Origin of the sequence: Janthinobacterium longum (assembly GCF_051380735.1) — a bacterium.
Classification (GTDB): Bacteria; Pseudomonadota; Gammaproteobacteria; order Burkholderiales; family Burkholderiaceae_D; genus Janthinobacterium.
Window position 1 is genome coordinate 543876 of sequence record NZ_JBNYXQ010000001.1, and the last position, 26085, is coordinate 569960.

Annotated in this window: 22 protein-coding genes; 6 read left to right on the forward strand and 16 right to left on the reverse strand. The window is 62.2% G+C overall.

Annotated features, from left to right (window positions below; genetic code table 11):
* Positions 1 to 40: 40 nt before the first annotated feature.
* From cobA to ACQ4WM_RS02525, 11 genes are all read right to left on the reverse strand, one after another.
* Positions 41 to 808 carry a uroporphyrinogen-III C-methyltransferase gene (gene cobA, locus ACQ4WM_RS02475; RefSeq protein ID WP_436545133.1) on the reverse strand — a complete coding sequence of 256 codons (768 nt, stop codon included), beginning with the start codon at positions 806 to 808 and terminating at the stop codon, positions 41 to 43.
* Between the two features lie 28 nt (positions 809 to 836).
* Positions 837 to 2006 carry a CmpA/NrtA family ABC transporter substrate-binding protein gene (locus ACQ4WM_RS02480; RefSeq protein ID WP_436545134.1) on the reverse strand — a complete coding sequence of 390 codons (1170 nt, stop codon included), beginning with the start codon at positions 2004 to 2006 and terminating at the stop codon, positions 837 to 839.
* 103 nt (positions 2007 to 2109) lie between these two features.
* On the reverse strand, positions 2110 to 2763 hold the full coding sequence (locus ACQ4WM_RS02485) for an ANTAR domain-containing response regulator (protein ID WP_436545135.1): 654 nt from the start codon (positions 2761 to 2763) through the stop codon (positions 2110 to 2112).
* A gap of 60 nt (positions 2764 to 2823) precedes the next feature.
* The gene (locus ACQ4WM_RS02490) at positions 2824 to 4323 is read right to left on the reverse strand and encodes a CoA-acylating methylmalonate-semialdehyde dehydrogenase (RefSeq protein WP_436545136.1); all 1500 of its coding nucleotides are present in this window, start codon (positions 4321 to 4323) and stop codon (positions 2824 to 2826) included.
* A 10-nt stretch (positions 4324 to 4333) separates the two neighbouring features.
* Positions 4334 to 5128: a 5-deoxy-glucuronate isomerase gene (gene iolB, locus ACQ4WM_RS02495; RefSeq protein ID WP_436545137.1), complete on the reverse strand. Its 795-nt coding sequence runs from the start codon at positions 5126 to 5128 to the stop codon at positions 4334 to 4336.
* Complete coding sequence (gene iolE, locus ACQ4WM_RS02500; protein WP_436545138.1) at positions 5125 to 6045, reverse strand: myo-inosose-2 dehydratase; 921 nt, start codon at positions 6043 to 6045, stop codon at positions 5125 to 5127. The genes iolB and iolE overlap by 4 nt, the downstream gene beginning before the upstream one ends.
* Positions 6042 to 7898, reverse strand: a complete 1857-nt coding sequence (iolD, locus tag ACQ4WM_RS02505) for a 3D-(3,5/4)-trihydroxycyclohexane-1,2-dione acylhydrolase (decyclizing) (protein ID WP_436545139.1) — start codon at positions 7896 to 7898, stop codon at positions 6042 to 6044. The genes iolE and iolD overlap by 4 nt, the downstream gene beginning before the upstream one ends.
* Complete coding sequence (locus ACQ4WM_RS02510; RefSeq protein ID WP_436545140.1) at positions 7895 to 9841, reverse strand: bifunctional 5-dehydro-2-deoxygluconokinase/5-dehydro-2-deoxyphosphogluconate aldolase; 1947 nt, start codon at positions 9839 to 9841, stop codon at positions 7895 to 7897. The genes iolD and ACQ4WM_RS02510 overlap by 4 nt, the downstream gene beginning before the upstream one ends.
* 8 nt (positions 9842 to 9849) lie before the next feature.
* On the reverse strand, positions 9850 to 10635 hold the full coding sequence (locus ACQ4WM_RS02515; protein ID WP_436545141.1) for an ATP-binding cassette domain-containing protein: 786 nt from the start codon (positions 10633 to 10635) through the stop codon (positions 9850 to 9852).
* A 3-nt stretch (positions 10636 to 10638) separates the two neighbouring features.
* Positions 10639 to 11793: an ABC transporter permease gene (locus tag ACQ4WM_RS02520; RefSeq protein WP_436545142.1), complete on the reverse strand. Its 1155-nt coding sequence runs from the start codon at positions 11791 to 11793 to the stop codon at positions 10639 to 10641.
* A 136-nt stretch (positions 11794 to 11929) separates the two neighbouring features.
* Positions 11930 to 12979, reverse strand: coding sequence for a sugar ABC transporter substrate-binding protein (locus ACQ4WM_RS02525; RefSeq protein ID WP_436545143.1), 1050 nt, complete (start codon positions 12977 to 12979; stop codon positions 11930 to 11932).
* 233 nt (positions 12980 to 13212) lie between these two features.
* On the opposite strand from ACQ4WM_RS02525, the gene iolG reads away from it, so the two are divergent.
* The 5 genes from iolG to ACQ4WM_RS02550 all read left to right on the forward strand — a co-directional run bounded on the left by iolG (position 13213) and on the right by ACQ4WM_RS02550 (position 19386).
* Complete coding sequence (gene iolG / locus ACQ4WM_RS02530; protein ID WP_436545144.1) at positions 13213 to 14199, forward strand: inositol 2-dehydrogenase; 987 nt, start codon at positions 13213 to 13215, stop codon at positions 14197 to 14199.
* Positions 14200 to 14214: 15 nt separating this feature from the next.
* Positions 14215 to 15237 (forward strand): Gfo/Idh/MocA family oxidoreductase, encoded by a 1023-nt coding sequence (locus ACQ4WM_RS02535; RefSeq protein ID WP_436545145.1) that lies wholly within the window; start codon positions 14215 to 14217, stop codon positions 15235 to 15237.
* 284 nt (positions 15238 to 15521) lie between these two features.
* Positions 15522 to 16220 carry a gluconate 2-dehydrogenase subunit 3 family protein gene (locus ACQ4WM_RS02540; RefSeq protein ID WP_436545146.1) on the forward strand — a complete coding sequence of 233 codons (699 nt, stop codon included), beginning with the start codon at positions 15522 to 15524 and terminating at the stop codon, positions 16218 to 16220.
* Positions 16221 to 16229: 9 nt separating this feature from the next.
* Positions 16230 to 18008 (forward strand): GMC family oxidoreductase, encoded by a 1779-nt coding sequence (locus tag ACQ4WM_RS02545; protein WP_436545147.1) that lies wholly within the window; start codon positions 16230 to 16232, stop codon positions 18006 to 18008.
* Between the two features lie 10 nt (positions 18009 to 18018).
* On the forward strand, positions 18019 to 19386 hold the full coding sequence (locus ACQ4WM_RS02550) for a cytochrome c (protein WP_436545148.1): 1368 nt from the start codon (positions 18019 to 18021) through the stop codon (positions 19384 to 19386).
* Positions 19387 to 19469: 83 nt separating this feature from the next.
* On the opposite strand, the gene ACQ4WM_RS02555 is transcribed toward ACQ4WM_RS02550, so the two are convergent.
* Positions 19470 to 19637: a DUF3563 family protein gene (locus ACQ4WM_RS02555; RefSeq protein WP_436546189.1), complete on the reverse strand. Its 168-nt coding sequence runs from the start codon at positions 19635 to 19637 to the stop codon at positions 19470 to 19472.
* Positions 19638 to 19936: 299 nt separating this feature from the next.
* Here ACQ4WM_RS02555 and ACQ4WM_RS02560 point away from each other — a divergent pair, with 299 nt between their 5' ends.
* A complete protein-coding gene (locus ACQ4WM_RS02560; RefSeq protein ID WP_436545149.1) occupies positions 19937 to 21154 on the forward strand; it encodes a hypothetical protein in 1218 nt (405 codons plus the stop codon).
* Positions 21155 to 21167: 13 nt separating this feature from the next.
* On the opposite strand, the gene ACQ4WM_RS02565 is transcribed toward ACQ4WM_RS02560, so the two are convergent.
* The 4 genes from ACQ4WM_RS02565 to ACQ4WM_RS02580 form a co-directional block, all read right to left on the reverse strand.
* On the reverse strand, positions 21168 to 21683 hold the full coding sequence (locus tag ACQ4WM_RS02565; RefSeq protein ID WP_436545150.1) for a hypothetical protein: 516 nt from the start codon (positions 21681 to 21683) through the stop codon (positions 21168 to 21170).
* Positions 21684 to 21752: 69 nt separating this feature from the next.
* The gene (locus ACQ4WM_RS02570; RefSeq protein ID WP_436545151.1) at positions 21753 to 22847 is read right to left on the reverse strand and encodes an Imm71 family immunity protein; all 1095 of its coding nucleotides are present in this window, start codon (positions 22845 to 22847) and stop codon (positions 21753 to 21755) included.
* Complete coding sequence (locus ACQ4WM_RS02575) at positions 22844 to 24562, reverse strand: response regulator (protein ID WP_436546190.1); 1719 nt, start codon at positions 24560 to 24562, stop codon at positions 22844 to 22846. Before ACQ4WM_RS02575 ends, ACQ4WM_RS02570 begins: the two co-directional genes overlap by 4 nt.
* The gene (locus ACQ4WM_RS02580; RefSeq protein WP_436545152.1) at positions 24552 to 26066 is read right to left on the reverse strand and encodes an ATPase domain-containing protein; all 1515 of its coding nucleotides are present in this window, start codon (positions 26064 to 26066) and stop codon (positions 24552 to 24554) included. Before ACQ4WM_RS02580 ends, ACQ4WM_RS02575 begins: the two co-directional genes overlap by 11 nt.
* Between the last annotated feature and the right edge of the window lie 19 nt (positions 26067 to 26085).

Here is a 26085-nt window from a genome sequence, read left to right on the forward strand (position 1 = left end):
AAGCTCGCCGACCATGCACCTGCTGCGAAAAAAAGCCGGGTCAGCCCGCTGCGGCCAGCGCATGCACACCACCATGCGCATCCCAGGCATCGGCGCAGCGCACCACTTCGCCTACCACAATAATGCTGGGGCTGCCCAGGCCGCTGGCCTGCAGCGCAAGCGGCAAGTCCTGCAAAGTCGACAGCAGCTGGCGCTGCGCGTCCAGGCTGGCCGACTGCACCACGGCCACCGGCGTGCCGGACGCCATGCCGCCAGCCAGCAGGCCCGCCTGTATCGACGCCACGCGTGCCACGCCCATGTAAATCACCAGCGTCAGCCCGCTCTGCGCCAGCGCTGCCCAGTTCGGCTCGGAGGCTGCATCCTTGCCGTGGCCGGTGACAAAAATCGCCCCCTGGCTCCAGCTGCGGTGGGTCAGCGGCACGCCGATGGCGGACGGTGCGGCCAGGCCGCTGCTGATACCGGGTACCTCCTCGACCCGCACGCCATGGCTGCGCAAGCAGGCGCGCTCTTCTCCACCGCGCCCGAAAAGATAAGGGTCGCCCCCTTTCAGGCGCACCACGTGCAAGCCGGCACGCGCTTCGGCCAGCATCAGGCGCTCGATAAACGCTTGCGGCGTCGAAGCGCAGCCGCCGCGCTTGCCCACTTCCACCACCCGCACGCCAGGCGCCGCATGGGCCAGGATGGCCGGGTTGACCAGGTCGTCGATCAGTATCACGTCGGCCGACGCGATCGCCTTGACCGCCTTCAAGGTCAGCAGATCCGGGTCGCCGGGACCAGCGCCCACCAGGGTAACGTAGCCTTGTGCCATGATAAACCTCCTGCTTTTCAGTAAAACTTTAAAAAAAATGGCGGATCGCAAACGATGCCGCGTACTGCTCGGGATTGCTGCCGTCCCACAGCACGCCATCACACAGGGTCGAGGCGCGCATGGGGCTGGAAGGCACGGGGGTGGCGGTCATCTCGGCCGCCTGGCGATACAGATCCAGGCGGCTGACCTGCATGGCGACGGCCAGGTAATCGGGTTCGTCGCGCAGCAGGCCCCAGCGCCGGTGCTGGGTCATGAACCACATGCCGTCTGATAGATACGGAAAATTGACGGCGCCATCCTGGTAAAAACGCAAGCCATGCGGCTCCTGCCAGGTCTTGCCGACGCCATCCTGATAATGGCCGAGGATGCGCGGCGCCAGCGATTCCTGCGCCGTATTGAGGAACCCGGGCGCGGCCAGCACGGCCGCCATGCGCAGCCGGTTGTCATCGCTCGCATCGATCCATCGGCCCGCTTCGAGCACGGCGGCGATCAGCGCACGGCAGGTATTCGGATGCGCGTGCGCAAATGCGGCGCTGGTGCCCAGCACCTTGCCCGGATGGTCGGGCCAGATGGCGCCACTGGTGGTGGCCGTCACACCCGCGCCGTCGACGATGGCCTTGTAGCCCCATGGTTCACCGGCGCAAAAGCCGTCCATCTGGCCGGCGCGCAAGGCCGCCACCATCTGCGACGGCGGCACCGTCATCACGCGCGCATCGCGCACCGGATCGATGCCGTGCGCGGCCAGCCAGTATTGCAGCAACATCGCATGGTTGCCGGTTGGGAAAGTATGCGCAAATACATAAGGACGTCCGGCGTGGCCCAGCTGGCGCGCCAGCGACGCGCCATCGACCACGCCGGCCCGCGCCAGCTCCGCCGACAAGGCCACCGACTGCCCGTTATGGTTCAAATTCATCAGTACGGCCATGTCGTTCTGCTGGCCGCCGATGCCCATCTGCACGCCGAACACCAGGCCGTACAGCACATGGGCGGCGTCAAGCTCGCCATTGCCCAGCTTGTCGCGCACGCTGGCCCACGAAGTCTCGCGGCTCAACTCGATCTTGATGCCGTATTGCTCGTCAAAACCCAGCTCCGCCGCCATGATCAGCGAGGCGCAGTCCGTCAGCGGCAGATAGCCGATCCGCACCACTTGTTTTTCAGGCTGCGCGCCTGGCATGTGACCACCCGCTTGCTCAGTCATACCATTCCTTGCTGAAAAATCTGCCGAATATTGCGGCATTTAAAAATAATGCACTGCATTGGTGCGTTGCACCAGAATGAGCTGGCCCGTCGGCATCGATATGTCATCCCAGCAAGTCCTCCACGTCAAGGATGCGCTGGGCAATCTCGGCCAGTTTCAGTTTCTTGTTCATGGCCATGGTGCGCAAGCGCTGGTAGGCCTGCTCTTCCGTCAGGCCATGATGCGTCATCAACAGGCCCTTGGCGCGCTCGATCACCTTGCGTTCCTGCAGCTTGTGGCGCGTGTCATCGAGTTCGGCGCGCAGCTTTTCTTCCTGGCGGAAACGCGACAGCGCCACGTTCAGCACCGGCGCGACGCGTTCGGCCTGCAGGCCGGCCACGATATAGGCCGACACCCCGGCCGCCATGGCGGCATCGATGCTGGCAGTGGCGCCGTCTTCGGTGAACAACACAATCGGACGGCGCTCGTCGCGGGTGGCGATAACGATATGTTCAAGCACGTCGCGCGCGTCCGATTCGGCGTCGATAATGATCAGGTCGGGTTGCAGCTGCCCTATGCGCTCGGGCAGGTAGAGGTCGGCAGGCAGCGAGGCGATGATGTCATAGCCCGCTTCCAGCAGGCCGATACGCAGGGCATTGCCGCGCTGCGCCTGGGCTGCCAGCGTACTATCCGACTGCGCAGCGTGGTCGACAATCGTATTAACGACCACGATGCGCAAGGGACGCTCAGAATGAGCAGGGATACGGCTGGACGTCATGTGGGCTTCTGCAATGGCTGATGATTTGCCACTACAACAAGCAAGAATCAAACCAGCGTCTTATTTTAGGGTCGGCATGGCAAACTCGGCGCCGGCTGCCGTCGAGGCCGGCCAGCGCTGGGTGACGGCCTTTTGTTTCGTATAGAAACGCACCGATTCCGGACCATGCGCGTGGTGGTCGCCAAACAGGCTGCGTTTCCAGCCGCCAAAGCTGTGGAACGCCATCGGCACGGGAATCGGCACATTGACACCAACCATGCCTACCTGCACCCGGTGCGTGTATTCGCGCGCGGTATTGCCGTCGCGCGTGTAGATCGCCGTGCCGTTGCCGTATTCATGCGCATTGACCAGGTCCAGCGCCGTGGCAAAATCGGGCACGCGCACGATGCATAGCACCGGGCCGAAGATCTCTTCCTTGTAGATGGTCATGTCCGGCGTGACATGGTCGAACAGGGTGCCGCCGAGGAAAAAACCGTTTTCATGGCCCGGCAGCACAAAGCCGCGGCCGTCCGCCACCAGTTTTGCGCCCTCTTTCACGCCGGTGGCGATATAGCCGGCAATTTTATCCTTGTGTACCTGCGTCACCACCGGGCCCATTTCCGCCGCCAGGTCCATGCCTTGGGTAATTTTCAGCGCCGCGATGCGCGGCACCATGGCTTCGACCAGTTGATCGGCCACATTGCCGACCGCCACCACGACTGAAATGGCCATGCAGCGCTCGCCGGCCGAACCAAAGGCGGCGCCCATCAGTGCGTCCACTGTTTGCGCCATATCGGCGTCGGGCATCACCACCATATGGTTTTTCGCGCCGCCCAGCGCCTGCACCCGCTTGCCCCGGGCGCAGCCGGTGGCGTAGATATATTCGGCGATCGGGGTCGAACCGACAAAGCTGACGGCGCGCACATCGGGGTGGTGCAGCAAGCCGTCGACAGCTTCCTTGTCGCCTTGCACCACATTGAAAACGCCATCGGGCAGGCCCGCTTGCGTGAGCAAGCTGGCCAGCAGCAGGCTGGCGGAAGGGTCGCGCTCCGACGGTTTCAGCACAAACGTATTGCCACAGGCAATCGCCATCGGGAACATCCACATTGGCACCATCACCGGGAAGTTGAATGGCGTAATGCCCACGCACACGCCCAGCGCCTGGCGGATCGACCAGGCGTCGATGCCGCCAGCCACCTGTTCACTGTATTCGCCCTTCATCATTTGCGGAATGCCGCAGGCGAACTCGACCACTTCGATGCCGCGGGTCACTTCCCCCTTGGCGTCCGTAAATACCTTGCCATGTTCGGCCGTGATCAGGGAGGACAGTTCATCGGAATGGGCCTCCAGCAATTCCTTGAACTTGAACATCACGCGGGCACGGCGCAGCGGCGAGGTTTGCGACCAGGCCGGGAATGCCGCATGGGCGGCTGCCACGGCGGCGTTCAGTTCGCCCGGTGTTGCCAGCGCAACCCTGGCGGTCACGGCGCCGGTGGCCGGGTTGAAGACGTCACTGCTGCGCTCGGAACGCGAAGCCATGGCTTTGCCACCAATAAAGTGGCCGATAGTCGGGATGCTCATTTTTTCTCCGTTATTTTGTCATCAGCCATTCATGGGCCGGATCGTTTTTAAAATGCCAGACCCGTTTCGGGCCGGCCATCACATTCAGGTAGTAGCCGTCATAGCCGTAGGGCACGGTGACCGGGTGGTAGCCGCGCGGCACCATCACCACATCGTGGTTTTCCACCGCCAGTGCCTGGTCGATGCTGCGGTCATCGGTGTAGACCCTTTGGTAGGCAAAGCCCTGTTCGGGATTGAGTCGGTGGTAATAGGTTTCTTCCAGTGAACTCTCTAGCGGAATATTGTCGTTGTCGTGCTTGTGCGGCGGGTAGCTCGACGAATGGCCCGATGGCGTGACCACTTCCACCACCAGCAGGCCATCGGCCGCCTCCGTCTGCGGCAGGATGTCGCACACATAGCGCGTGTTGGCGCCCTTGCCGCGCACCGAGCGCGTCATGGTATTCGTATCGATCAGGCGGGCCGGACGGTCGGTAGTACCCGGCGCGCTGCACAGCGCCACTTCGGCATCGGTGCTGGCCGTAATGCTCACTTGCATGGCGCGCGGTACATACACGGCTGCCGGCGGACGGTCCTCGAACACGCTGTGGCGGCTGCCGATGTCGGTCCAGACCTGGTCACCGGCCTGTACGGTAACCTTGCCCGCCAGGACCACGATGCACAGTTCGCGGCTGTCGGTTGCAAGATCAATCTTCTGTCCTGGCGCCAGCCGGTGCGCGGCAAAGCCGACATGGGTCCAGCCGGCCGATTCGGGCGTGACCTCGACGATCTTCGAGCCGGCCCGGCTTTTGACGAGCAGGCTGTTCATGCGGCCGCCCGAGCCAGCGTGGGGATTTCCCTGACCAATTTGGCCAGGTAGTCGTGACCCATCTTCGCGTACTGGTAGCTGGGCGCTACCGCCGGGTCCTGCTCGGCCTCCACCACCAGCCAGCCCTCATAGCCATGGCGGTACAAGGCGGCCAGAATGCCCGGGAAATCGATGCTGCCGTCGCCGGGCACGCTGAAGGCGCCGTTGATCACGGCCTGCAGGAAACTCCAGTGGCCGTTTCTCGCCAGCCTGATCACGTTCGGCCGCACGTCCTTGCAGTGCACATGGCAGATGCGATCGATATGTTTGTTCAGTACCGTCAGGGCATCGCCACCGCCAAAGGTGATATGGCCGGTGTCGAACAGCAGGCCGACTTCGTCACCCGTGAGCGCCATCAACTGGTCGACATCGGCCGGCGACTCCACATACGCGCCCATGTGGTGGTGGTAGGCCAGGCGCACGCCATGATCCAGCAAATGTCTGGCAAATACCGTCAATTTATCGGCATACGCCTGCCATTGTTGCTGCGACTGGAAACGTGGACGTTTATAGAGTGGGCGCGCTTCGCCCTGGATCGCGTCGGCCACTTCGCCATACACCATCACGGTGGCACCGCTCTCGGCCAGCAAGCGCAGATGGGGGCCAACGGCAGCGATTTCTTCTTCGGCCGAGCGGCTGGCCAGGCGGCCCGAATACCAGCCCGACACGCAGGCCAGGTCATATTTACCGAGCACGGCGCGCAAGGCGGACGATTCCTTGGGAAACTTGTTGCCCAGCTCAAAACCGGCATAGCCGATCTCTGCGCCCTCTTTCAAGGCGGTTTCCAAAGGCGTTTCGCCGCCCAGCGACGGCAGGTCGTCGTTCATCCACGAGATCGGGTTGATGCCGATCCTGACATTCCATGTTTGTGCGTTCATTTCAGTTGTCCTTGGCGCTCAAGTTCATAACGGGCGCGGGCGGCGCGCACGCCTTCCTGCGTCGACACTTCCGGTACTGCCACTTCCCACCAGCAACCGCCTTCTGCCGTGGTGCGCGTGTCATCGGTATCGATGCAAATCAGATAGGTGCGGCTGGCGGCGCGGGCGCGCACCAGGGCCGCTTCCAGCCCGGCAATGCCGTCCACATGTTCGGACAGGGCGCCCAGCGACTTCGCATGCAGCGCAAAGTCGATCTGTGGGGCACCATCGCCCTCCTGCAGGCAATCGGCCAGCATATTGTTGAATGGCGCATTGCCGCAGGCCTGCTGCAGGCGGTTGATGCAGCCGTAGCCGCGGTTGTCGAGCACGACGATGATCAATTTCTTGTCCAGCATGACCGAGGTGGCGATTTCCGAATTCATCATCAGATAGCTGCCGTCGCCGACCATCACGATCACGTCGGACGCCGGTTTCGCCATCTTCACGCCAAGGCCGCCGGCGATTTCATAGCCCATGCAGGAATAACCGTATTCCATATGGTAGCCACCGGGGGTGGACGTGCGCCACAGCTTGTGCAGCTCGGCCGGCAAGGTGCCGGCCGCGCAGACGACAATATCGTCGCTGGCCGAGGTGGTCGATGAGCGCTGCACGGCGCCGATCACTTCGCCGTCGTACGGCAAGCCGGCCACGTCGCGCTTGCCTGTAATGGCGCTGACCGTCTCGCGCCAGCCGGCCGCTTCACGGCGTGCCAGTTCGTTCCAGTCAGCGCTGCTGCACCAGTCCTGCAACAGGGCCGACAGTGCTTGCAGGCCGAGGGTCGCATCGGCCTGCACACCGAGGCCACGGCGTTTCAGGGCATCAAAACCGTTGACATTCAGGCTGACCAGCTCGGCTTTGGCAAACAGCGAATTGGAACCGGTCGTAAAGTCCTGCAAGCGCGTGCCGACCGCCAGCACCACATCAGCCTGGCTGGCAAGCGCATTGGCCGATGGCGCACCGGTGACGCCTATCGCCCCCAGCTGCAGTGGATGGTCCCACGGCAAGGAACTTTTACCGGCATGGGTTTCCGCCACGGGAATGCCATGGCGCTCGGCAAAGGCGCGCAAGGCTGCGCCAGCCTGGCCGTACAGTACGCCGCCACCAGCAACGATCAGCGGCTGCGTCGCTTTCTTCAATACATCCGTCGCTTCTTCCAGCTCGGACGGCACTGGCGGCAGCGCACGGAAGCGCACCACGCGAGGAGTAAAAAATTCTTCCGGATAGTCATACGCCATGGTCTGAACATCCTGCGGCAGCGCCAGGGTGACAGGGCCGCAGGCGGCCGGATCAGTCAAGGCGGCAATCGCGCGCGGCAGTGCCGTCAGCAGTTGTTCCGGATAGATAATGCGGTCGAAATAGCGCGACAGCGGCTTGAACGCGTCATTGACCGACACGCTGCCATCGACCGGATCTTCGAGTTGCTGCAATACCGGATCGGGCGCACGCGATACAAATACGTCGCCTGGCAATAACAGTACTGGCAAGCGGTTCACATGGGCCAACGCGCAAGCGGTGAGCAGATTGGTGGCACCGGGACCGATCGAGCTGGTCACCGCCATCATGCGCCGGCGCATATGGGCCTTGGCATAGGCAATCGCCGCATGCGCCATCGCCTGTTCATTGTGGGCGCGGTAGGTCGGGAAAGTATCGCGATACTGGTACAGCGCTTCGCCCAGGCCCGCCACATTGCCGTGGCCAAAGATGGCAAAGGCGCCGCCAAACAGGGCATCGCCCTCTTCCGTGCGCAGTGCCGCCAGGTAGCGCACCAGCGCCTGCGCCATGGTCAAGCGTATGGTTTTGTGTTGATACATCATGCTGCACGCTCCAGGTGGTTGCGGGTCTGTCGCCACAGCTGTATCAGCTGTTCGAAGTTGGCGCGCACCTGTGCGATCAGGGTGGCGTCATCGATCTGCCCGGCCAGCCAGCGGCGGCTTGGCTCCTGGAAAATCGTGCGCCCGACCATAAAGCCGCGGCAGGTGGTGCTGTGGCGCGCCTGCTCGAAACTGGCAGCCAGTTGCTCGATCGGCGCGTTCAGTCCCAGCAGCACCACGCCACGGCAATACGGATCGCGTTCCTGCACCAGCGCGTCGATGGCCTGCCATTGGGTAGCGGTGAGGCTTTCCAGCTTCCACCATTCCGGGTAGATGCCCAGGTTGTACAGGCGCTTGACGGCGCGCAGCACGGTGTGTTCGTCTTGCGGGAATGCATCGGACGGGATAATTTCCAGCAGCAGTTCATGACCGCTGATTTGCGCCGCATCGTACAGACCCTTGATCTGCGCTTCCTGCTCCAGCCGGTTTTCGGGCGTATCGTCCGGGTGCAGCTGCACCAGGCACTTGATCACATGTTCCTTCGGCCAGCTGATCAGGTGCGAACCGATCGAACGGCCCCAGTCGAATTGCAGCGGATTAGAACCCGGCAGTTCCACCGGACGGCCGATCCACCAGCCGCGCCCGGTCGCATCGTTGAGCGCATCGACGCCATAACGGCCATCGATCAGCACGCCGGTCTTGCCCGACAGTTGCAGTGCTTCCCGGGTTTGCGCCACGGCCCTGACCAGCAATTGTTTCAGCGCCGGGATAGCCGCTTCGCCAGCGCCGGCCTGTTGCGCCAGTTCAAAAAATTGCGTGCGGTGGTCAAAGGCGAACACACACAGTTCATCCCATTGCTTGCGCGCCACCGTCGTGCGGTGCAAGCGCGCCAGGGTCGCATCCTGGTCGGGATGGGTGAGCTTGTCGGCGTTGGCCAGGAAGTAATCGAGTTCAATCGTGGACGGCATGGCCGGCGCACAGCCGTGGCGCGACACCACCAGCGCGCCGCAGCCATTGGCGTAGCGGCAGCAGGCCTCGTAGTCTTCGCCGCGCAGCCAGCCTTTCAGGAACCCTGACAGGAAAGCGTCGCCGGCGCCCAGCACATTCAATACTTCCACGCGCACGCCACGGTAGTTGAAAGCGTCGTCGAGGTTGGCTGGAATCTCGCCATCGATCACGGCGCAGCCGAGCGGACCGCGCTTGACTACCAGCGTGGCCCGGGTCACGGCCCGTATCGCCCGCAGCGACGCCATGATGTCCAGGCCGCCGCCGGCGATCATGCATTCTTCTTGCGTGCCAACCACCAGGTCGAACTGCGGCAAGATAGCCTGCAAATGTTGCGTGACGCCCTCGTTCGAGACAAAGCGCGTCTCGCCATCGGCCTTGCCCGACAGCCCCCACAGCACGGGGCGGTAGTCGATGTCGAGCACGGTGCGCACGTTATTTGCGCGGGCCAGGGTCAACGCTTGCGTGCTGACCGCATGCATGGCGGCGGTGGAAAAATGCGTGCCGGTGATCAGCAGCGCGCGGCTCGCTGCGATAAACGCCTGGTCGACAGATGCCGCCTCGATGGCCATGTCGGCGCAGTTTTCGCGGTAGAAAATCAGCGGAAAAGTGTCCTTGTCCTTGAGGCCCAGCATCACCAGGGCGGTGAGCCGGTCAGGGTCGACGCCCACATGGCTGACGTCGCAGCCCTCTTTCGCCAGCGTATCGGTCAGGAAACGGCCCATATGGTCGTCGCCCACTTTCGACAGCATGGCGGACTTGAGACCCAGGCGTGCCGTACCGAAAGCGATATTGGCCGACGAGCCACCGAGGTATTTGGCAAAGCTGGTGGCGTCTTCCAGGGTGCTGCCGAGCTGCTGCGCGTACAGGTCCACCGCCAGGCGGCCCAGGCAGATCACATCCAGGCTACGGCCCGGGGCAAATTGTGTGGGGTTGTTCATGGTTATCCTTAAATCGTGACGCCGTCGAGTTCGCTCATAAGCGTTTGCATTTCTGCGCCGCCCGCCATCATGTCGAGCAGTTCATCCTTGCTCACCGTATCCTTGGTGAAGGTACCGAGCGACTTGCCACGGTTCAGCAGTGTGAATGAGTCGCCGACCGGATACGCATGGTGCACATTGTGGGTAATGAAGATGACGGAAATGCCCCGTTCGCGCGCCTTGTAGATCAGCTTGAGCACATTGAACGACTGCTTCACGCCCAGCGCCGCCGTCGGTTCATCGAGGATCAGCACGCGGGCGCCGAAGTGGATCGCGCGGGCAATCGCCAGGCACTGTTTTTCACCGCCCGACATGGTGCCGATGGCCTGGTGCGGGTCGCGCACCATGATGCCCATGTCGGCCAGCTTGGCGCGCGCCGTTTCGGCCGCGTAATCGATGTCCATCACCGGTACCAGCCCCAGCAGTTTTTTCATCGGCTCACGGCCCATAAAGAAATTGCGCGCCACCGACAGCAACGGCACCAGCGCCAGGTCCTGGTACACGGTGGCCACGCCCATGTCCAGCGCTTCGCTGGGTGAATTGAACACCACCGGCTTGCCGTCGACCAGATACTGGCCTTCAGTCGGCTTGTGCACGCCGGCCAGGGTCTTGATCAGGGTCGACTTGCCGGCGCCGTTATCGCCGAGCAGGCAATGAACCTCCCCCTCGCGCAAGCGCATGGTGATGTTCTGCAGCGCCAGCACGGAGCCGAAACGTTTGCTGACGTTTTCCAGCGCAAGAATATGCTCGCTCATGATTTACCTCGATTCCGTGACGCGTGAGCGTACAAAGTTATTGAACAGCACCGCGATCAGCAGCATCACGCCGAGGAACACGCGGAACCAGTCCGAATTGATATTGGTGTAGGTGATGCCGATCTGCACCACGCCGAAGATCAGCGCGCCGAAGCAGGCGCCAACCACCGAGCCGTAGCCGCCGGTCAGCAGGGCGCCGCCGATGACGGCCGCGATAATGGCTTCGAATTCTTTTTGCATGCCACGGTCGGCGGCGGCCGAACCGATGTCGCACACCTGCAAGGTAGCAAACAGGCAGGCGCAGAAGGCGGTAAAGACAAACAGCGAAATCTTGACCTTGCGCACCGGCACGCCGACGTTCTTGGCCGCGTTGGCGTCGCCGCCAACGGCGAACATCCAGTTGCCGAAGCGGGTACGCGACAGCACGAAGGAGGCGGCGCCGGCCAGCACGGCCCACCAGGCGATCACTTTCGGGATGCCCTTGACCAGCGGCGAGCCGTCGTCGAGTACGGCGATCCAGCCGTGCGCGCCCAGCCAGTGGAACAGGCCGGTAGCAACGTTACCCTGGAACAGCAAGCTTGCCAGCCAGTCGTTGGCGGCCAGGTCGCCCACGCCGCTGACGATGGTGCGGTTGGCAAACATGATCGACAGCGCCAGGGTCAGGCCGCGCAGGATAAACAAAAAAGCCAGGGTGACGATAAACGAAGGCAGGCGCGTCTTGATGACGATATAGCCGTTCAGCCAGCCCAGTGCCATCGAACCGGCAAATGCGAACACGATGGCGGCCCACAGCGGCCAATGGAAATAAATCGTGGGGATGGCGATCATCATGCCGGCAAAGCCGATCATGGAGCCGATCGACAGGTCGAATTCACCGGCGATCATCAACAGGCAGGCGCCGATGGCGATAATGCCCAGATAGGACGCGACCTGCATCCAGTTGACCACGCCGTCAAGGTTGAACATGCCGGAGTCGCCGGCGGTAATGATAAAGAAGGCAAATACCAGCACCGTGCCGGAGATGGAAGCGAATTCGGGCCGGCCGAACAGTTGCCTGGCGCGGCTGGTCTGGCCAACCCGTTCGTCGGCGGCAGGCGCAGCCTGCTTCGGGGCCGGGGTCACGCCTGGGGCGGCCAGGCTGGATTTGAGCGCAGTCATGTGATGTCCTTTCAGTTACTTGTTTGCCAGAAATACGGACGCAAGGCGTGCGCATCCTACGCGCCGCCCACGCGGGTGGCGCGGCGCTGGAACCGGCCCTCCAGCGATACGCTGCGGGCCGCTGGCAAAGTCTGGATTAGCGGAATTGCCCGGCGTACTTCTCGACCTTGGCAATGTTGTCCTTGGTGACGAAACCGGGGCCGGAACTGATATGGCGCGGGCCGTAGATCGGGGTCAGGCCATATTCGGCCAGGCGCGCCTGGTATTTGGGATTGGCGATCAGGATCTCCTTGACCTTGGCCAGGTCGGTGATCTTCTGCTGCTTCATGATGGCCATCACGGCGACCGGAATATAGCCTTGCAGGTAAGGTTGCTGGTCGATCGCGAACTGGATGCTGCCATCCTTGATGCCCTTGGTGATCTCTTCCGACAAGTCAAACGTGGCGAAATACATCTTGCCTTTCAAGCCCATTTTTTCCACCGCGCGCATGGCCGGCGGCGCCGAATCCGGTCCCAGTGCCAGCACGGCCTGGGTTTTCGGATTGCTGCGCAAATAGGCGCTGACCTTGCTTTCGATCACGCCAGGATCAACGCCGTTGGTGTCCAGCGTGGACGACTTGAAGTCGACCCCCAGCGCATCGGCAAAGCCGCGGCAGCGTTCGAACGATGAGGCATTCATCGCATAGTGATTCACGCACACGAAGGACTTGATGCCCGCTTCCTTGGCGCGCTTGCCGGCGCCCAGGCCGGCGTCATACTCGGGCTGGCCGACGTGCATGATGGCTTTCAGCTGTTCGCTTTGCGCCAGGGTGCCCGAATTGATGGTGACGAGCAGGATTTTTTTCGCCACCACCGTGCCCAGCGGTTTTTGCAGCACGCTGAAGTCGGCGATATCGGCGATCAGGCCATCGTAATTGCGCGCCGCCGATTGCTCGATCAGGCGCGCCATGTCGGCCAGGTCGCCATTCGGCGGATTACGGTAGTCGACCGTGACATTGAAGTCTTCGCCGGCCTGCTTGATGGCGTTCTTGATGGTATTCCACCAGGAATCGGAGTCCGGCGCATGGCTGACCATCACGAATTTTTCGCCCGCCGCATAGCTGGCGCCGCTGCTCAATCCCAGGCTGGCGCCGATGGCAGCGATGGCCAGGCATTTCAACAAACCCTTGCTCTTGATGCTATACATGAATGTCTCCTAGATGGATTAATTTTTATAGTTGTCAGCTTTTGATGAAGGGTGACACCGGCTTGCTCGACCGTTACGGCATGCAGTCCGGTGCACTGCGCATAGATTAGTCCAGGCTTACGGCAAACGCAATGAAATTTTCAAGAATTTTTCAAATAGAAAATTGTTTCTGTTTTTTTGAAATCGCTCTTATAATTATTGCGAGACGAACCACCCCAAAACAGGAGACACAGATGATCCAAGTAGCATTGTTTGGCGCCGGCCGCATCGGCAAAATCCACGCCGCCAACCTGGCCTCTCAGGCCGGCGTACAGTTCAAGTACGTGGTCGACGTCAACGCCGAAGCGGCCGCCGCGCTGGCCGCCGTCCATGGCGGCAGCAGCGCGTCAGTCGAAGCGGCGCTGGCCGACCCGGAGGTCAAGGCGGTCGTGATCGCGTCGAGCACCGACACCCACGCCGACCTGATACTGCGCTCGGCCGCTGCCGGCAAGGCCATCTTTTGCGAAAAGCCGGTCGACCTGACGCTGGAGCGCGCGCGCGCCTGCGCCGCCGCCGTCAAGGAGGCCGGCGTGCTGTGCATGCTGGGCTTCCAGCGCCGCTACGACCCCACATTCCATGCCCTGAAAAAACGCATCGACGCCGGTGAAATCGGTACGCCGGAGGTGCTGGTGGTCACCAGCCGCGACCCCGGCCCGCCGCCGGTTAGCTACATCAAGGTATCGGGCGGCATCTTCAAGGACATGCTGATACACGACTTCGATATCTTCCGCTGGATCCTGGACGACGCCGCCGTCAGCGTGCACGCCACCGGAAGTTGCCTGGTCGATCCGGCCATCGGCGAGGCCGGCGACCTCGATACGGCGGTGGTGACCATCCGCACCGTCTCGGGCCGCTTGTGCCAGATCAATGCCACGCGCCGCGCCGCCTATGGCTACGACCAGCGCTTCGAAGTGCTGGGCAGCAAAGGGATGCTGCAGGCGGGCAACCACAAGCCGACCGAAGTGACGGCCTATGGCGCGGTCAATGTCAGCGTGGACAAACCGGAAGACTTTTTCCTCGAACGCTACCGCGTTGCCTACGCCCAGGAAATGGCGCACTTTTTCGATGCGCTGTGCAATGGCACGCCACTACGCACCACGGTTGAAGACGGCCTGAAGGCACTGGAGCTGGCCGAAGCGGCAAGCCTGTCGTGGCGCGAACAGCGCGTCGTTACCCTGTAAGCGCCAGGAGAGCATATGTCATCGCCAACATTAAAAATCGGCATCGTCGGCCTGGGCCGGCTGGGCCAGCGCCACGCCATCAACCTGGTGCAGCGCGTGCCGAACGCCGACGTCGTCGCCGCCTGCAGCCCTGTACCTGCCGAGCTGGACTGGGCCGCACGCGAACTGGGCATCACCACCGGCTATGCCGACTATGACGCGCTGCTGGCCCACCCGGGCCTGGACGCCGTATTCCTCGTCACGCCCACTTCCATGCACCCTGACCAGATCATCGCCGCCCTGCGCGCCGGCAAGCACGTGTTTTGCGAAAAGCCGCTGTCGCTGGACCTGACCGACTGCCTGAAGGTGGAAGCGGAAGCGGCGCACCATCCGCACTTGACGACCATGATCGGCTTCGTGCGCCGTTTCGACGCCAGCTACCATGACGCGCAGCAAAAGATCGCCCAGGGCCTGATCGGCAAGCCGTATCTGGTGCGCTCGCAAACCTGCGACCAGAATGACCCCAGCGGCGCTTTCATGCGCTTTGCACCGACCAGCGGCGGCATCTTTCTCGATTGCAGCGTGCACGATATCGACCTGGCGCGCTGGCTGCTGGGCAACCCGACGCCCACCCGCGTGTACGCCAGCGGCACCAACGCCATCCACAAGGGCCTGCAGGAATTCGGCGACGTTGACAATGGCCTGGGCACGGTCGAATTTTCCGACGGCAGCATGGCCACTTTCATGGCCTCGCGCACCCTGGCGCACGGCCATGAAACGCTGACGGAAGTGTTCGGCACCAAAGGGCGCCTCAGCGTGGGCAGCAATCCGCGCCTGAACCGCGTCGAGATTTCGGACCTGCATGGCGTGCGCAATGAGTGCACGCCCGACTTCTACGCCCGCTTTGCCGACGCCTTTCTGATCGAGGCGCAGGAATTTACCGACGCGGCGCTGGGCCGGCGTACCCTGTCGCTGACCTTGAATGACGCGACAGAAGCAACACGGCTGGCGATCGCCATGACGCAAGCACTGCGCGAGCGACGCATCGTCGAGTTCTAACTAGCAGTTCGCAGCGAAAATCAGGGGTCAGATCCGCCGGGTCTGACCCCAACCTTTACTTTACCTCACCACTAACCTTCAACCGCCAACCCGGCGCTCGTCCCTATCCTTTTGCCATATGCTTGTACTGTCGAGCCTGCTTTAATAGCCAGGCGAGTCTCGACAGCCCTGTACCGTTTGAGTTAAACATACGCACGAGCAATTATTTCATTCATGTACTATACATGCCTGAAAATGTTATCATGCAAGACCCCCTCCCAGCCATACAGCCATAGGAGCATTACATGAAAGTCATCGGCATCTCTCCGCAGAGACGCAATTTCCTGCGCAAGGCGGCTGTCGCCGTGCCGGTCGCAGCCGCGGTCGGCGCCATCGGCACGGCCGGCACCGTGCTGGCCACCGGCGACGGACAAGCCAAATCGTACCAGCCCACGTACTTCAACGCCGCCGAATGGGCCACCTTGTGCGCGCTGGTCGACCGCCTGATCCCGGCCGATGCCGAAGGTCCCGGCGCGCTGCAGGCCGGCGTCCACGAATTCATCGACCTGCAAATGAACACGCCTTATGCCTACGGCAAGCTGTGGTTCATGCAGCCGCCATTCGTGCCCTCGCCGGAAGAATTCGGCTACCAGTTCCATATGGCGCCGCGCGAACTGTACCGCAGCGCCCTGCCCGGCTTTGCGCAAGCCGTACAGCGCAAGACCGGCAAGGCCTATACCGACCTGCCCGTGGCGCAGCGCGATGCCCTGATCAGCGAACTGGAAAAAGGCAGCTTGCCCATCGGCGAAGTTCCGGCCACCGTGTTCTTCAAGCAGCTGCTGCAAAACACGCGCGAAGGCTATTTCTGCGACCCGGCCCATGGCGGCAACAAGGACATGGCGGCCTGGCGCATGATCAATTTCCCGGGCGCGCGCGCCGACTATATGGACTGGGTCGAACAATACGGCGTCAAGTACCCGCTGCCACCCGCCTCCATCGCATAAGGACACACCATGGCAGACATTACATTGAAACCGGTCGACGTCGTCATCGTCGGCTTCGGCTGGACCGGCGCCATCATGGCCAAGGAATTGACGGAAGCGGGCCTGAACGTGCTGGCCCTGGAACGCGGCCCCTACCGCGACACCTATCCCGACGGCGCCTACCCGAAAACGCTGGACGAACTGACCTATATCCAGCGCAGCAAGATCTTCCAGGACATGTCGAAGAGCTCATTTACCTTCCGCCACGAGGTCAAGGGCATCGCCGTGCCGTATCGCCAGATCGGCGCCTTCAAGCCCGGTACGGGCGTGGGAGGCGCCGGCCTGCACTGGTCGGGCCAGCACTGGCGCGTGCTGCCGGAAGAGTTGAACTTGCGCAGCCATTACGAAAAGCGCTATGGCAAGAAGTTCATTCCCGAAGGCATGACGATCCAGGATTTCGGCGTCACCTACGAAGAGCTGGAACCGCATTTCGACTTCGTGGAAAAGGTGTTTGGCACCTCGGGCCAGGCCTACAAGGTCAAGGGCAAGATCGTTGGCGACGGCAATATCTATGAAGCGGACCGCTCCGACAATTTTGCGCTGCCGCCGCAAAAAGTACCGTACACCGCGCACCTGTTCCACCTGGCCGCAAAGGAAGTGGGCCTGAACCCCTTCGTGGCAGCGTCTTCGAATGCATCGCAGCCATACACCAACCCGTACAACTGCCAGATGGGGCCGTGCAATTTCTGCGGCTTCTGTTCCGGTTTTGCCTGCTACAACTATTCCAAGGCTTCCCCGCAAGTCAACATCATGCCGGCGCTGCGCCTGGCCGCCAACTTCGAACTGCGCGCCAACTGCAATGTGCTGCGCATCAACCTCGACGGCAGCAAGCAGAAAGCTACCGGCGTCACTTACGTGAACGCGGACGGCAAGACGGTCGAACAGCCGGCTGACCTGGTGATCGCCAGTACCTTTGCCTACAACAATGCCCATCTGCTGCTGGTGTCGGGCATCGGCAAGCCGTATGACCCGGTCAGCAACGAAGGCGTGGTCGGGCGCAATATCGCCTACCAGACCATGTCCACCGTGCAGATGTTCTTCGAGCCGGGCAAGAATACCAACGGCTTTATCGGTTCGGGCGGCAATGGCGTGGCAGTCGACGACTATAACGGCGACAATTTCGACCATGGCCCGCTGGGCTTTGTCGGCGGCTCGCCCGCCTGGTGCAACCCGGCCGGTGTCAAGCCGATTGCCGGCATCCCGGTACCGGACGGCACGCCGGCCTGGGGTTCGAGCTGGAAAAAAGCCGTCAAGGACAACTACACCAATACCGTCTCGTTCGACGTGCACGGCGCCAATATGGTCTACCGCGACTGCTATGTCGACCTCGACCCGACCTACACCGACGTATTCGGCCAGCCACTGCTGCGTTTCACCTTCGACTGGAAGGACAACGACATCAAGATGAGCCGCTACGTAACGGACAAAATGACCGACGTGGCGAAAGCCATGAAGCCGAAATCGATCCACGTGTCGGTGAAAAACTTTGGCGACCGCCTCGATTTGCGCAACTACCAGACCACTCACTGGGCCGGCGGCACGGCCATGGGCACGGACCGGCGCACCAGCGTCGTCAACCGCTACCTGCAAAGCTGGGATGTGCCGAACGTGTTCGTGGTCGGTTCGAGCGTGTTCCCGGTCGGCATCGGCTACAACCCGACCGGCCTGGCCGCCGCCCTGACCTACTGGTGCGCCAAGGCCGTGCGCGAACAATATCTGAAAGACCCGCGACCGCTGGTCGCCGCGTAAGGAGCGCCCCATGAAAAAACACACACAACGCTGGCTTGCCGCCCTGTCGCTGCTGCTCTCCGCTGGCAGCCATGCAGCCCCGGCCGATGCGCAACTGATCAAGCAGGGCGAATACCTGGCCCGCGCCGGCGACTGCATCGCCTGCCACACGGCGCCGCAAGGCAAACCCTACGCGGGCGGCCTCGGCATGGCGACACCGATCGGCAAGGTGTATTCCACCAATATCACGCCAGACAAAGAACACGGCATCGGCAACTGGAGTTTCGAGGACTTCGACAAGCTGATGCGTACCGGCGTGACAAAGCAGGGCTACACGGTCTACCCGGCCATGCCCTACCCTTCGTATTCGCGCCTCAGCGATGCCGACATGCGCGCCCTGTATGCCTACCTGATGCATGGCGTGCCGGCCAACGCGTCACCGAACCGCAGCTCGGATATTCCATGGCCGCTGTCGATGCGCTTTCCGCTCACCATCTGGCGCTGGGTGTTCGCACCGACACCGGCGCCGTATGTGCCAACGGCAACGGCGGGTGACCAGCAATTGCTGCGCGGCGCCTACCTGGTGCAGGGCCTGGGCCACTGCGGCGCCTGCCATACGGCGCGCGGCGTCGGCATGCAGGAAAAAGCCCTGAGCGAACTTGACGGCAGCGCCTACCTGGCAGGCGGCGCCGCCATCGACGGCTGGGTCGCACCATCGCTGCGCAACGAACACGGTGGTGGCCTGGCGCGCTGGAGCGAAGCCGATATCGCCGAGTTCCTGAAAACCGGCCGCAACAGCCACAGTGCCTCGTTTGGCGCCATGAACGACGTGGTCGCCCACTCGATGCAGTTCATGAACAAGGATGATCTGTCCAGCATCGCGAAATACCTGAAATCACTGCCGCCCGCGAATGCCAAAGCCCCGCCTTTTGTCGGCGATGACAAGATCGCCAAGGCGCTGTTTGCGGGCAAGGTCGACACCACCGGCGCGCAGCTGTACCTGAACAACTGCGCCGGCTGCCACCGCTCGGACGGCAAGGGCTACGGCAGGGCCTTCCCCGCGCTGGCCGGCAATGCGGTGCTGCAGACGGCAGATCCGACCTCGGCCATCAATATCGTGCTGTCGGGCGGCGTGGTGCCGGCCACCCATACGGCGCCCTCGGCACTGGTGATGGGCGGCTACGCCAGCACGCTGAATGACCAGCAGATTGCCGACGTCGTCAGCTTTATCCAGACCAGCTGGGGCAACCACGGCAGAGCAGCTACTGCCGCACAAGTGTCCAAGCTGCGCAAGAACGCCGTGCCGGTAAAAGGCACGACCGAGGCGTCATTCGCGCCGGGACGCAGCGGCACGCTACCCGTGTCGCCGCAAGCGCGGCCCAATGTGATGCAGCGATGATGTAAAAAAGCTCCGTAACTGGCAAGCAGGTACGGAGCTTTTCAACTTGTCGCAGCGGTATCGGCGCGCGTGTCAGCGAGCTATCAGCGATTGAAGCCATTGCTCCAGTAGCTGCCGCCGCCCGAACGGTCCTGCTTGCGCATGCGGAATTCCAGGTCATAGCGGTCGGTGGCTTCGGCCAGGTCCGCATCCTGTTCTTCACGCACGCGTTCTTCGATGCCGTTGGCGACCGCGTTGTGCAGACGCAGCATCACTGCTTGCACTGCCGATGCTGCCTTCTCAAAGGCGCCGGACAGGCTGTTGAAAGAGAAAACGGTCAGTGCTGGCAAGGTGGTGTGCGACATGGAAGACTCCTGAAGTATGCGGTATTTGGTGCAGTGCAATATCATCATAAGCGTTTCAAGATATAAAGCCACTTTCGATTTCAGATACCAGTTATTCACCTCCCTGATAAAAAGGGCATGCAACATGGGCGGCAGCAGGCGATCGTCCCATTTACAACAGCACGGCGCTGCTATACTGGTCTTCCCTGCCCTTTTCCGTTGCCTACATGCCCGCTTCCCTTTCCGATATTGCAGAACGTTATGTGCATCTGGTACTGGCCATCGGCCAGCATGATCCATCCTATGTCGACGCATATTACGGCCCGCCGGCATGGCAGGATGCTGCCGCTAACCCACTGTCGCTGCCGCAGATATCCAGGGATATCGCCGCAGTGCTGGCGCAGCTGGATGGCGGCGAAGTGAGCGCTGACGAGGAAACGCGGTTGCGCGCCACCAATCTGCGCACGCAGTTGCTGTCGATGCAGGCCAGGGTGGCGCTGCTCGGTGGCGCAACACTGGGCTTTGACGAAGAAAGTGCGCTGCTCTACGATGCCGTGTCGCCCCATCACACGCGCGCCTGGTATGAAGCCATCGTTGCGCAGGTAGCCGGCCTCCTGCCCGGCAGTGGGACGGTCAGCGAACGGGTGCAGCAATTTCGCCAGCAGTTCGTGATTGCGCCCGAGCGCCTGCAAGCGGTCATGCAGGCCGCCATCGCGGCTGGCCGCGAACGCACGCTGCGCCGTATTGCGCTGCCTCCCGAGGAAGACTTCGTGCTCGAATTTGTCACCGACAAGTCCTGGAGCGGCTACAACTGGTACAAGGGCAATTACCAGAGCGTGATCCAGATCAATACCGATTTGCCTATCTATATCGACCGCGCCGTGGACCTGGGCTGCCACGAAGCCTATCCGGGCCACCATGTGTATAACGTGCTGCTCGAGCGTGACCTGGTGCGCGGCAAGGGCTGGATGGAATACTGCGTCTATCCTTTGTTTTCGCCGCAATCGCTGATCGCCGAAGGCACGGCCAACCATGGCATCGAACTGTGCTTTACCGACGACGAGCGGCTGGCCTTCGAACAGCAGGTATTGTTTCCGCTGGCGGGGCTGGACCCCGCGCTGGCGCCGCGCTACCTGGAACTGAACCGTCTGCTGGCGAAGCTGGCCTATGCCGACAACGATATCGCGCGCCAGTACCTGGAAGGCAAGCTGGACAAGGAAGAAGCGGTGGAATGGCTGGTCAACGTGCGCCTGTATCCGGCGGAAAAAGCGCCGCAGCGGCTGCAGTTCTACGACGAGATGAAAGCCTACGTGATCAACTACAACCTGGGCCAGGACATGGCCAAGGCCTGGGTCGAACGCCAGGGCACGACGCGCGAGCAGCACTGGGCGGCGTTTCGCCAGCTGATGTCGTCGCCGCGCACGCCGGCCGGCCTGCTGGACTGACCAGGCTGATGCCTCAAGGCTGCGCCAGCACCGGCAAACTGGCCAGCGCCTTGCAGGCAGCGAGATTGAATTTTTTCTGCTTGCTCGCCTCGCTCACGGGCAGGGCCACTACCACAACCTTTTCGTCGGCCGCTCCGGAAATGCCGTACATGCGCAATTGTCCACCCCTGACCTCGTAAGCCAGCGCGCCGTCGTAGCCATGCGGCAGGGCCTTGCTGCGAAAACCGGTCAGGATTTTTCCCAGCTTCTTGTGTTTGGCCTGATTACTGACAGCGCCCAAGGCCAGTTCGCTGCCCAGCGACGGCGGCAAATCGTTGGTGTGCACATTTTGCAGGCGCAAGGCATAGTCACCACACTCGATGCCATCGGCTGTGTAGTCGATAAAAAACTGCTTCACGGAATTGGCGTACACCAGGGCAGACTTGTCGCCGATGGCGGCGATGTTCAAGCCATCGGGGGAGCCGGCGTGGGCAGAGGCGCAGATCAGAAGGCTGAGCGAGAGGGCCGTTTGTTTGCGTGTCAGTATCATGGTATTTTGTCGTTCATTTGCGTGGTGGCAGCAGGAATATTCAGTGCAGATTCTACCCGGAAGACGCATTTATGGCTCTGGCCGCAGCAATATCCAGCGCACCGACTCTCCTTGTGAAAACGCCATGCGCTGGCCTTTTTTCCGCACCTGTCTGATGGTGGGATACGCCTCGATCAGCCAGGTTCCGCTGGCCGGTGCGGCCGCGCCGCTCCATGCCCATACCACGCCATCGGGCGCTTCAGTGGCCGACGCCTTCGGACGCGAACGGTCCGGCTCGAGGAACTGATAGTGCGCCTCTACTTCAGGCACGGTGCCGTCGGTGTAGCGGTCCTCCTGCCACAGCAGGCGCCACGCCAGGTGCAGTTTTTCGCCGGCATCGTCGCTGTCGCTGCCGGTTTGCACAACCAGGCCGGGAGCACAGGCGCCGCGCACGAAATAGTTCATCGGTCCGACCACCGTAAAGGGTGCCGCAGGCTTCCATGCGCCGGCAAAACGGTCGACAAACCGGGTAGCCGGGGCAGCAACCGGCTCCCATATGCCGGCGCAAGGAACAAAACCATTCGCGCGGACCAGGCGGTTGACGGCAGGATCTGGCACCATTTCCATATCAACAGGAAAGTGCATCAGTGGCATATCGTTTTTCAGCCAGCGGTGGTAGTACCACATGCCACCGGCAAAATAATCGCGTTCGAACAGATGCATCGAGCATTCCTGCCAGGCATCGCAGGCATCGTGCATGGCCTGGCAGTACTCTTGCCAGTACGGCGTACGGGCTTCGTTAATGCCGTTTTCGCCTTCGTCCACGCGGCGCAGTACGCTCAATTGAATGGCAAGGCGCTTGCACGCATCGCTCAGTTCGAGAAAACACGGGTTTTCAAAGTTCTTGAAGTTGCGCTCTTCCAGCCGCGCCATGGCATTGCCGAACGCCGCCAGCCCGCCCTGCACATACGCCAGTGTCGAAGCGGGCAGCGAAGTTTCCAGCGCCCAGCCCTGCCGCGTCGCCTCCTGCAGGCTGGCCTTGGTCACGTCGGCCCAGGCTTGGTAGAACCCGTAATTACGGCGCCAGGCAGTCACCGAGCTCACTTTTTTGAGCAGGTGGAAAATTTTTTGGCGCTCGGTGCCAGACGGCACGATCAGGTCGCCGGCAGCCACGATTTCGCTCATGCGGGCAATCCTGCCTGCCGCGCCAGTGCCTGGCTTACCGTGGCCGCCAGGTCAGCCAGCTGGAACGGCTTGCGCAGCACCGTATTGCTGCCGATCACGCGGTCGATCGCCTCCATGTCGGCATAGCCGGTAGCAATAATCATCGGCAGGCCGGGAAACTCGCGATTGGCAATCGCCACCAGTTCAGCGCCGGTCATGCCCGGCATCAGGTAATCGGTGATCATCAGGCTGGGCTTGTCGCGGCGCAGTTCGTGCAGGCCTGCATGGCCATCCTGCGCCTGGCTGACGCTGTAGCCGAGCGCTTCAAGCGACTCGACCATGGACTGGCGCACCGAGTTATCGTCTTCGACCACCAGAATGCGCGCCCCGGCGCCGGACAGGGCGGGTGCCTGCACAGGCTCGGCTTCCTCTGCCTGCTGCGCGTGCTCGGCCAGCCGCAGCCAGATTTCAATCGTGGTACCGACACCCTGCTCGCTGAGCACGCGCGCAGTGCCGCCCGACTGCTGGGCCATGCCATACACCTGGCTCAGGCCCAGCCCGGTGCCCTTGCCGATCGCCTTGGTGGTGAAGAACGGCTCGAACACTTTGGCAACGATCGCCGGGTCCATGCCCTGGCCGTCATCGGTGATGGCGATCAGGCAGTACATGCCGGCTGGCAGCAGGCCGTCGGGCGCCTCGGCCAGGCTGGCGCGCACCAGCAGCTTGCCGCCACTGGGCATGGCGTCGCGTGCGTTGATGGCCAGGTTCAGCAGAGCCATCTCCATCTGGTTGACGTCGGCCATGACGAAGTGCAGATCGGCGTCAATATCGAAAACCAGCTGCACGCCAGAACCGAGCGAGGTCGCCATCAGTTCGCGCACGCCGTCGAACAAAGTGCGCATATCGGTAGCGCGCAGGTTCAGGCGCTGGTTGCGTGAAAATGCCAGCAACTGGCTGGTCAGCTTGCCGCCGCGTTCGCAGGCACGGCGTGCCACCTCCGCCTTGCGGCGGGCGTTCTCATCCTTGGATTGATACAAAATCAGGTCCATGCTGCCCTGGATTACATTGAGCAGGTTGTTGAAGTCGTGCGCAATGCCACCCGTCAGGCGCCCTACTGCCTCCATCTTTTGCAGCTGCACCATGGCCAGCTGCACCCGCTCCCGCTCCATCACCTCATTCATCAGGCGGTCATTGGCCTGGGCCAGGGCGCGCGTGCGCTCTTCGATGCGCGACTCCAGCGTCTCGTTGAGCTGCAGCAGCTGGGCCCTGCTCTCTCGCAGGCTTTCCGCCACCCGCATTCGCTCAGCGAGGATCTTGCGCGCCTCGTACTGGCGCTTGCGGCCGCGCAAGGCCGAGGCAACGGCGCTGCGCAGGGTTTCGGCATTCAGGGGCCGTTCCAGCAAGATGACATTGCCCAGCTGGTCAAAGGTGCTGCGCGCCGCTTGCGGGGTGCTGCCACTTTGCTTGGAAATGAGCACCACGAAGGGAAAGTCGGACCACGGCTCCTGCGTGCGCAGCCAGTCCAGCAATGCGACCACGCTGGAATCGTGCAAGGCCTCTTCGGCAATCACACAGGCGCCGGCACCGCACTGCAACTGGGCCACCATCGCATCGCAACCGGCCACCGCGCCACAGCCAAAGCCGCTGCGCGCCAGCACCTGGTGGATCACTTCGGCGTCGCGTCCGTGCGGCGCCAGGATCAGGATACGCTCGTCAAGTCCGCCGTTATCGCGCATCATCGGGTCCCGCCACCATCATGGGTGTGACGCCGTGATAGGTTGGCACGCCAGTCAGGATGCCTTCAAACCCTTCGAGTGCACCACCGATGGCAATCCCGCCCGGGCCCAGCGTCAGTTCGTGGATGGTCAGCGCATGGTTGCTGGTGCGGCTCTTGAGGACGGTAATGGCGCGGCGCAGTTTGCCGTTCGATTCGAAAAAACGCAGCAGCACGGTGGTGTCGCTCAGGTAGCTCAGGTCCACGTCGGAGCGCACTTCGCCGATCATGCCATGCTGGCCCAGCACCAGCACGGTGGTCACACCCTGCTGATTCAGGTAGGACAGCAGTTCGTGCATCTGCAGGGTCAGGAAATGTTCACCCGGCATCGCCTGCAGATAGGCGTTCAGGCTGTCGATCACAATGAATTGCACGCCTGACTGTTCGACCGAATCGCGCAGCATGTGGGCAAACTCGCCCGGCGCCAGTTCGGCCGGGTCGATATGGTGGATCGCCAGCTGGCCGCTGTCTGCGTAGGCCAGCAAGTTCATCTGCAAGGAAGCCGAACGCGAGAAAAATGTGGCCAGGCCTTCATCGAACAGATAGAACGCCGCCTTTTCGCCCCGTTCCAGGGCCGACAGCAGGCAGCGCACCGACATCGTGGTCTTGCCTATGCCGGACGGGCCCACGATCAGGGTATTGGTGCCGGACGCCAGGCCGCCGCCGAGCAGCTCGTCAAAGGCGCTGGAGCCGGTCGAACTGACATGGGCGACAAAATCACGGTTGTGTTCGGCGGCAACCAGGCGCGGGAAGATTTTCAGGCCGCCCGTTTCCATGATGTAGTCATGGTAGCCACCGCGAAACTTGGTGCCGCGCATCTTGATGACATTCACGCGGCGCCGTTCCTTGCCGAACTCCTGGGCAATCTGTTCCAGGCTGATGACGCCATGAGCAATACTGTGCAATTGCTGGTCCGGCGTGTTCGACTTGTCGTCCAGCAGCAGCACGGTGCAGTCGCGCACGGAAAAGAACTGTTTCAGCGCCAGTATCTGGCGCCGGTAGCGCAGCGGGTTTTGCGCCAGCAAGCGCATTTCGGACAGGCTGTCGAACACCACGCGCAGCGGCTTCAAGGTATTGACCCGCTCCATCACGCTCCTGGTGGTCTCGCCCAGTTCCACTTCCGACGGATGGAACACCGATTGCTGGGCGTCCGGATCCAGCGAGTTGTCGTTGGCAAGTTCCAGCATGCTGATGCCGTCCATGCTCCAGCCATGGCTTTCGGCCACGGCGTCGAGTTCGTCCGCCGTTTCCGACAACGTGATGTACAGGCCAGGCTCACCCTTTGCCACGCCTTCGAGCAGGAACTGCAGTCCCAGCGTGGTCTTGCCGGTGCCGGGCGAACCTTCCACCAGGTAGACGCGCTGGGCCGTCAGGCCGCCGCACAGGATATTGTCAAGACCGCTGATGCCGGTCGAGATGCGGATAACGGGCTTGCGCGCAGGGCGCGCGGGTGTATGGTCATTCATGGCAGGCCAGCTTCAGTTA

What these genes read in the sequence shown, in the direction of transcription:
- cobA (WP_436545133.1), bottom strand. Translation starts at nt 808, where the DNA reads ATGGCACAAGGCTACGTTACCCTGGTGGGCGCTGGTCCCGGCGACCCG.
- ACQ4WM_RS02480 (WP_436545134.1), bottom strand. Translation starts at nt 2,006, where the DNA reads ATGACTGAGCAAGCGGGTGGTCACATGCCAGGCGCGCAGCCTGAAAAA.
- ACQ4WM_RS02485 (WP_436545135.1), bottom strand. Translation starts at nt 2,763, where the DNA reads ATGACGTCCAGCCGTATCCCTGCTCATTCTGAGCGTCCCTTGCGCATC.
- ACQ4WM_RS02490 (WP_436545136.1), bottom strand. Translation starts at nt 4,323, where the DNA reads ATGAGCATCCCGACTATCGGCCACTTTATTGGTGGCAAAGCCATGGCT.
- iolB (WP_436545137.1), bottom strand. Translation starts at nt 5,128, where the DNA reads ATGAACAGCCTGCTCGTCAAAAGCCGGGCCGGCTCGAAGATCGTCGAG.
- iolE (WP_436545138.1), bottom strand. Translation starts at nt 6,045, where the DNA reads ATGAACGCACAAACATGGAATGTCAGGATCGGCATCAACCCGATCTCG.
- iolD (WP_436545139.1), bottom strand. Translation starts at nt 7,898, where the DNA reads ATGATGTATCAACACAAAACCATACGCTTGACCATGGCGCAGGCGCTG.
- ACQ4WM_RS02510 (WP_436545140.1), bottom strand. Translation starts at nt 9,841, where the DNA reads ATGAACAACCCCACACAATTTGCCCCGGGCCGTAGCCTGGATGTGATC.
- ACQ4WM_RS02515 (WP_436545141.1), bottom strand. Translation starts at nt 10,635, where the DNA reads ATGAGCGAGCATATTCTTGCGCTGGAAAACGTCAGCAAACGTTTCGGC.
- ACQ4WM_RS02520 (WP_436545142.1), bottom strand. Translation starts at nt 11,793, where the DNA reads ATGACTGCGCTCAAATCCAGCCTGGCCGCCCCAGGCGTGACCCCGGCC.
- ACQ4WM_RS02525 (WP_436545143.1), bottom strand. Translation starts at nt 12,979, where the DNA reads ATGTATAGCATCAAGAGCAAGGGTTTGTTGAAATGCCTGGCCATCGCT.
- iolG (WP_436545144.1), top strand. Translation starts at nt 13,213, where the DNA reads ATGATCCAAGTAGCATTGTTTGGCGCCGGCCGCATCGGCAAAATCCAC.
- ACQ4WM_RS02535 (WP_436545145.1), top strand. Translation starts at nt 14,215, where the DNA reads ATGTCATCGCCAACATTAAAAATCGGCATCGTCGGCCTGGGCCGGCTG.
- ACQ4WM_RS02540 (WP_436545146.1), top strand. Translation starts at nt 15,522, where the DNA reads ATGAAAGTCATCGGCATCTCTCCGCAGAGACGCAATTTCCTGCGCAAG.
- ACQ4WM_RS02545 (WP_436545147.1), top strand. Translation starts at nt 16,230, where the DNA reads ATGGCAGACATTACATTGAAACCGGTCGACGTCGTCATCGTCGGCTTC.
- ACQ4WM_RS02550 (WP_436545148.1), top strand. Translation starts at nt 18,019, where the DNA reads ATGAAAAAACACACACAACGCTGGCTTGCCGCCCTGTCGCTGCTGCTC.
- ACQ4WM_RS02555 (WP_436546189.1), bottom strand. Translation starts at nt 19,637, where the DNA reads ATGCTGCGTCTGCACAACGCGGTCGCCAACGGCATCGAAGAACGCGTG.
- ACQ4WM_RS02560 (WP_436545149.1), top strand. Translation starts at nt 19,937, where the DNA reads ATGCCCGCTTCCCTTTCCGATATTGCAGAACGTTATGTGCATCTGGTA.
- ACQ4WM_RS02565 (WP_436545150.1), bottom strand. Translation starts at nt 21,683, where the DNA reads ATGATACTGACACGCAAACAAACGGCCCTCTCGCTCAGCCTTCTGATC.
- ACQ4WM_RS02570 (WP_436545151.1), bottom strand. Translation starts at nt 22,847, where the DNA reads ATGAGCGAAATCGTGGCTGCCGGCGACCTGATCGTGCCGTCTGGCACC.
- ACQ4WM_RS02575 (WP_436546190.1), bottom strand. Translation starts at nt 24,562, where the DNA reads ATGCGCGATAACGGCGGACTTGACGAGCGTATCCTGATCCTGGCGCCG.
- ACQ4WM_RS02580 (WP_436545152.1), bottom strand. Translation starts at nt 26,066, where the DNA reads ATGAATGACCATACACCCGCGCGCCCTGCGCGCAAGCCCGTTATCCGC.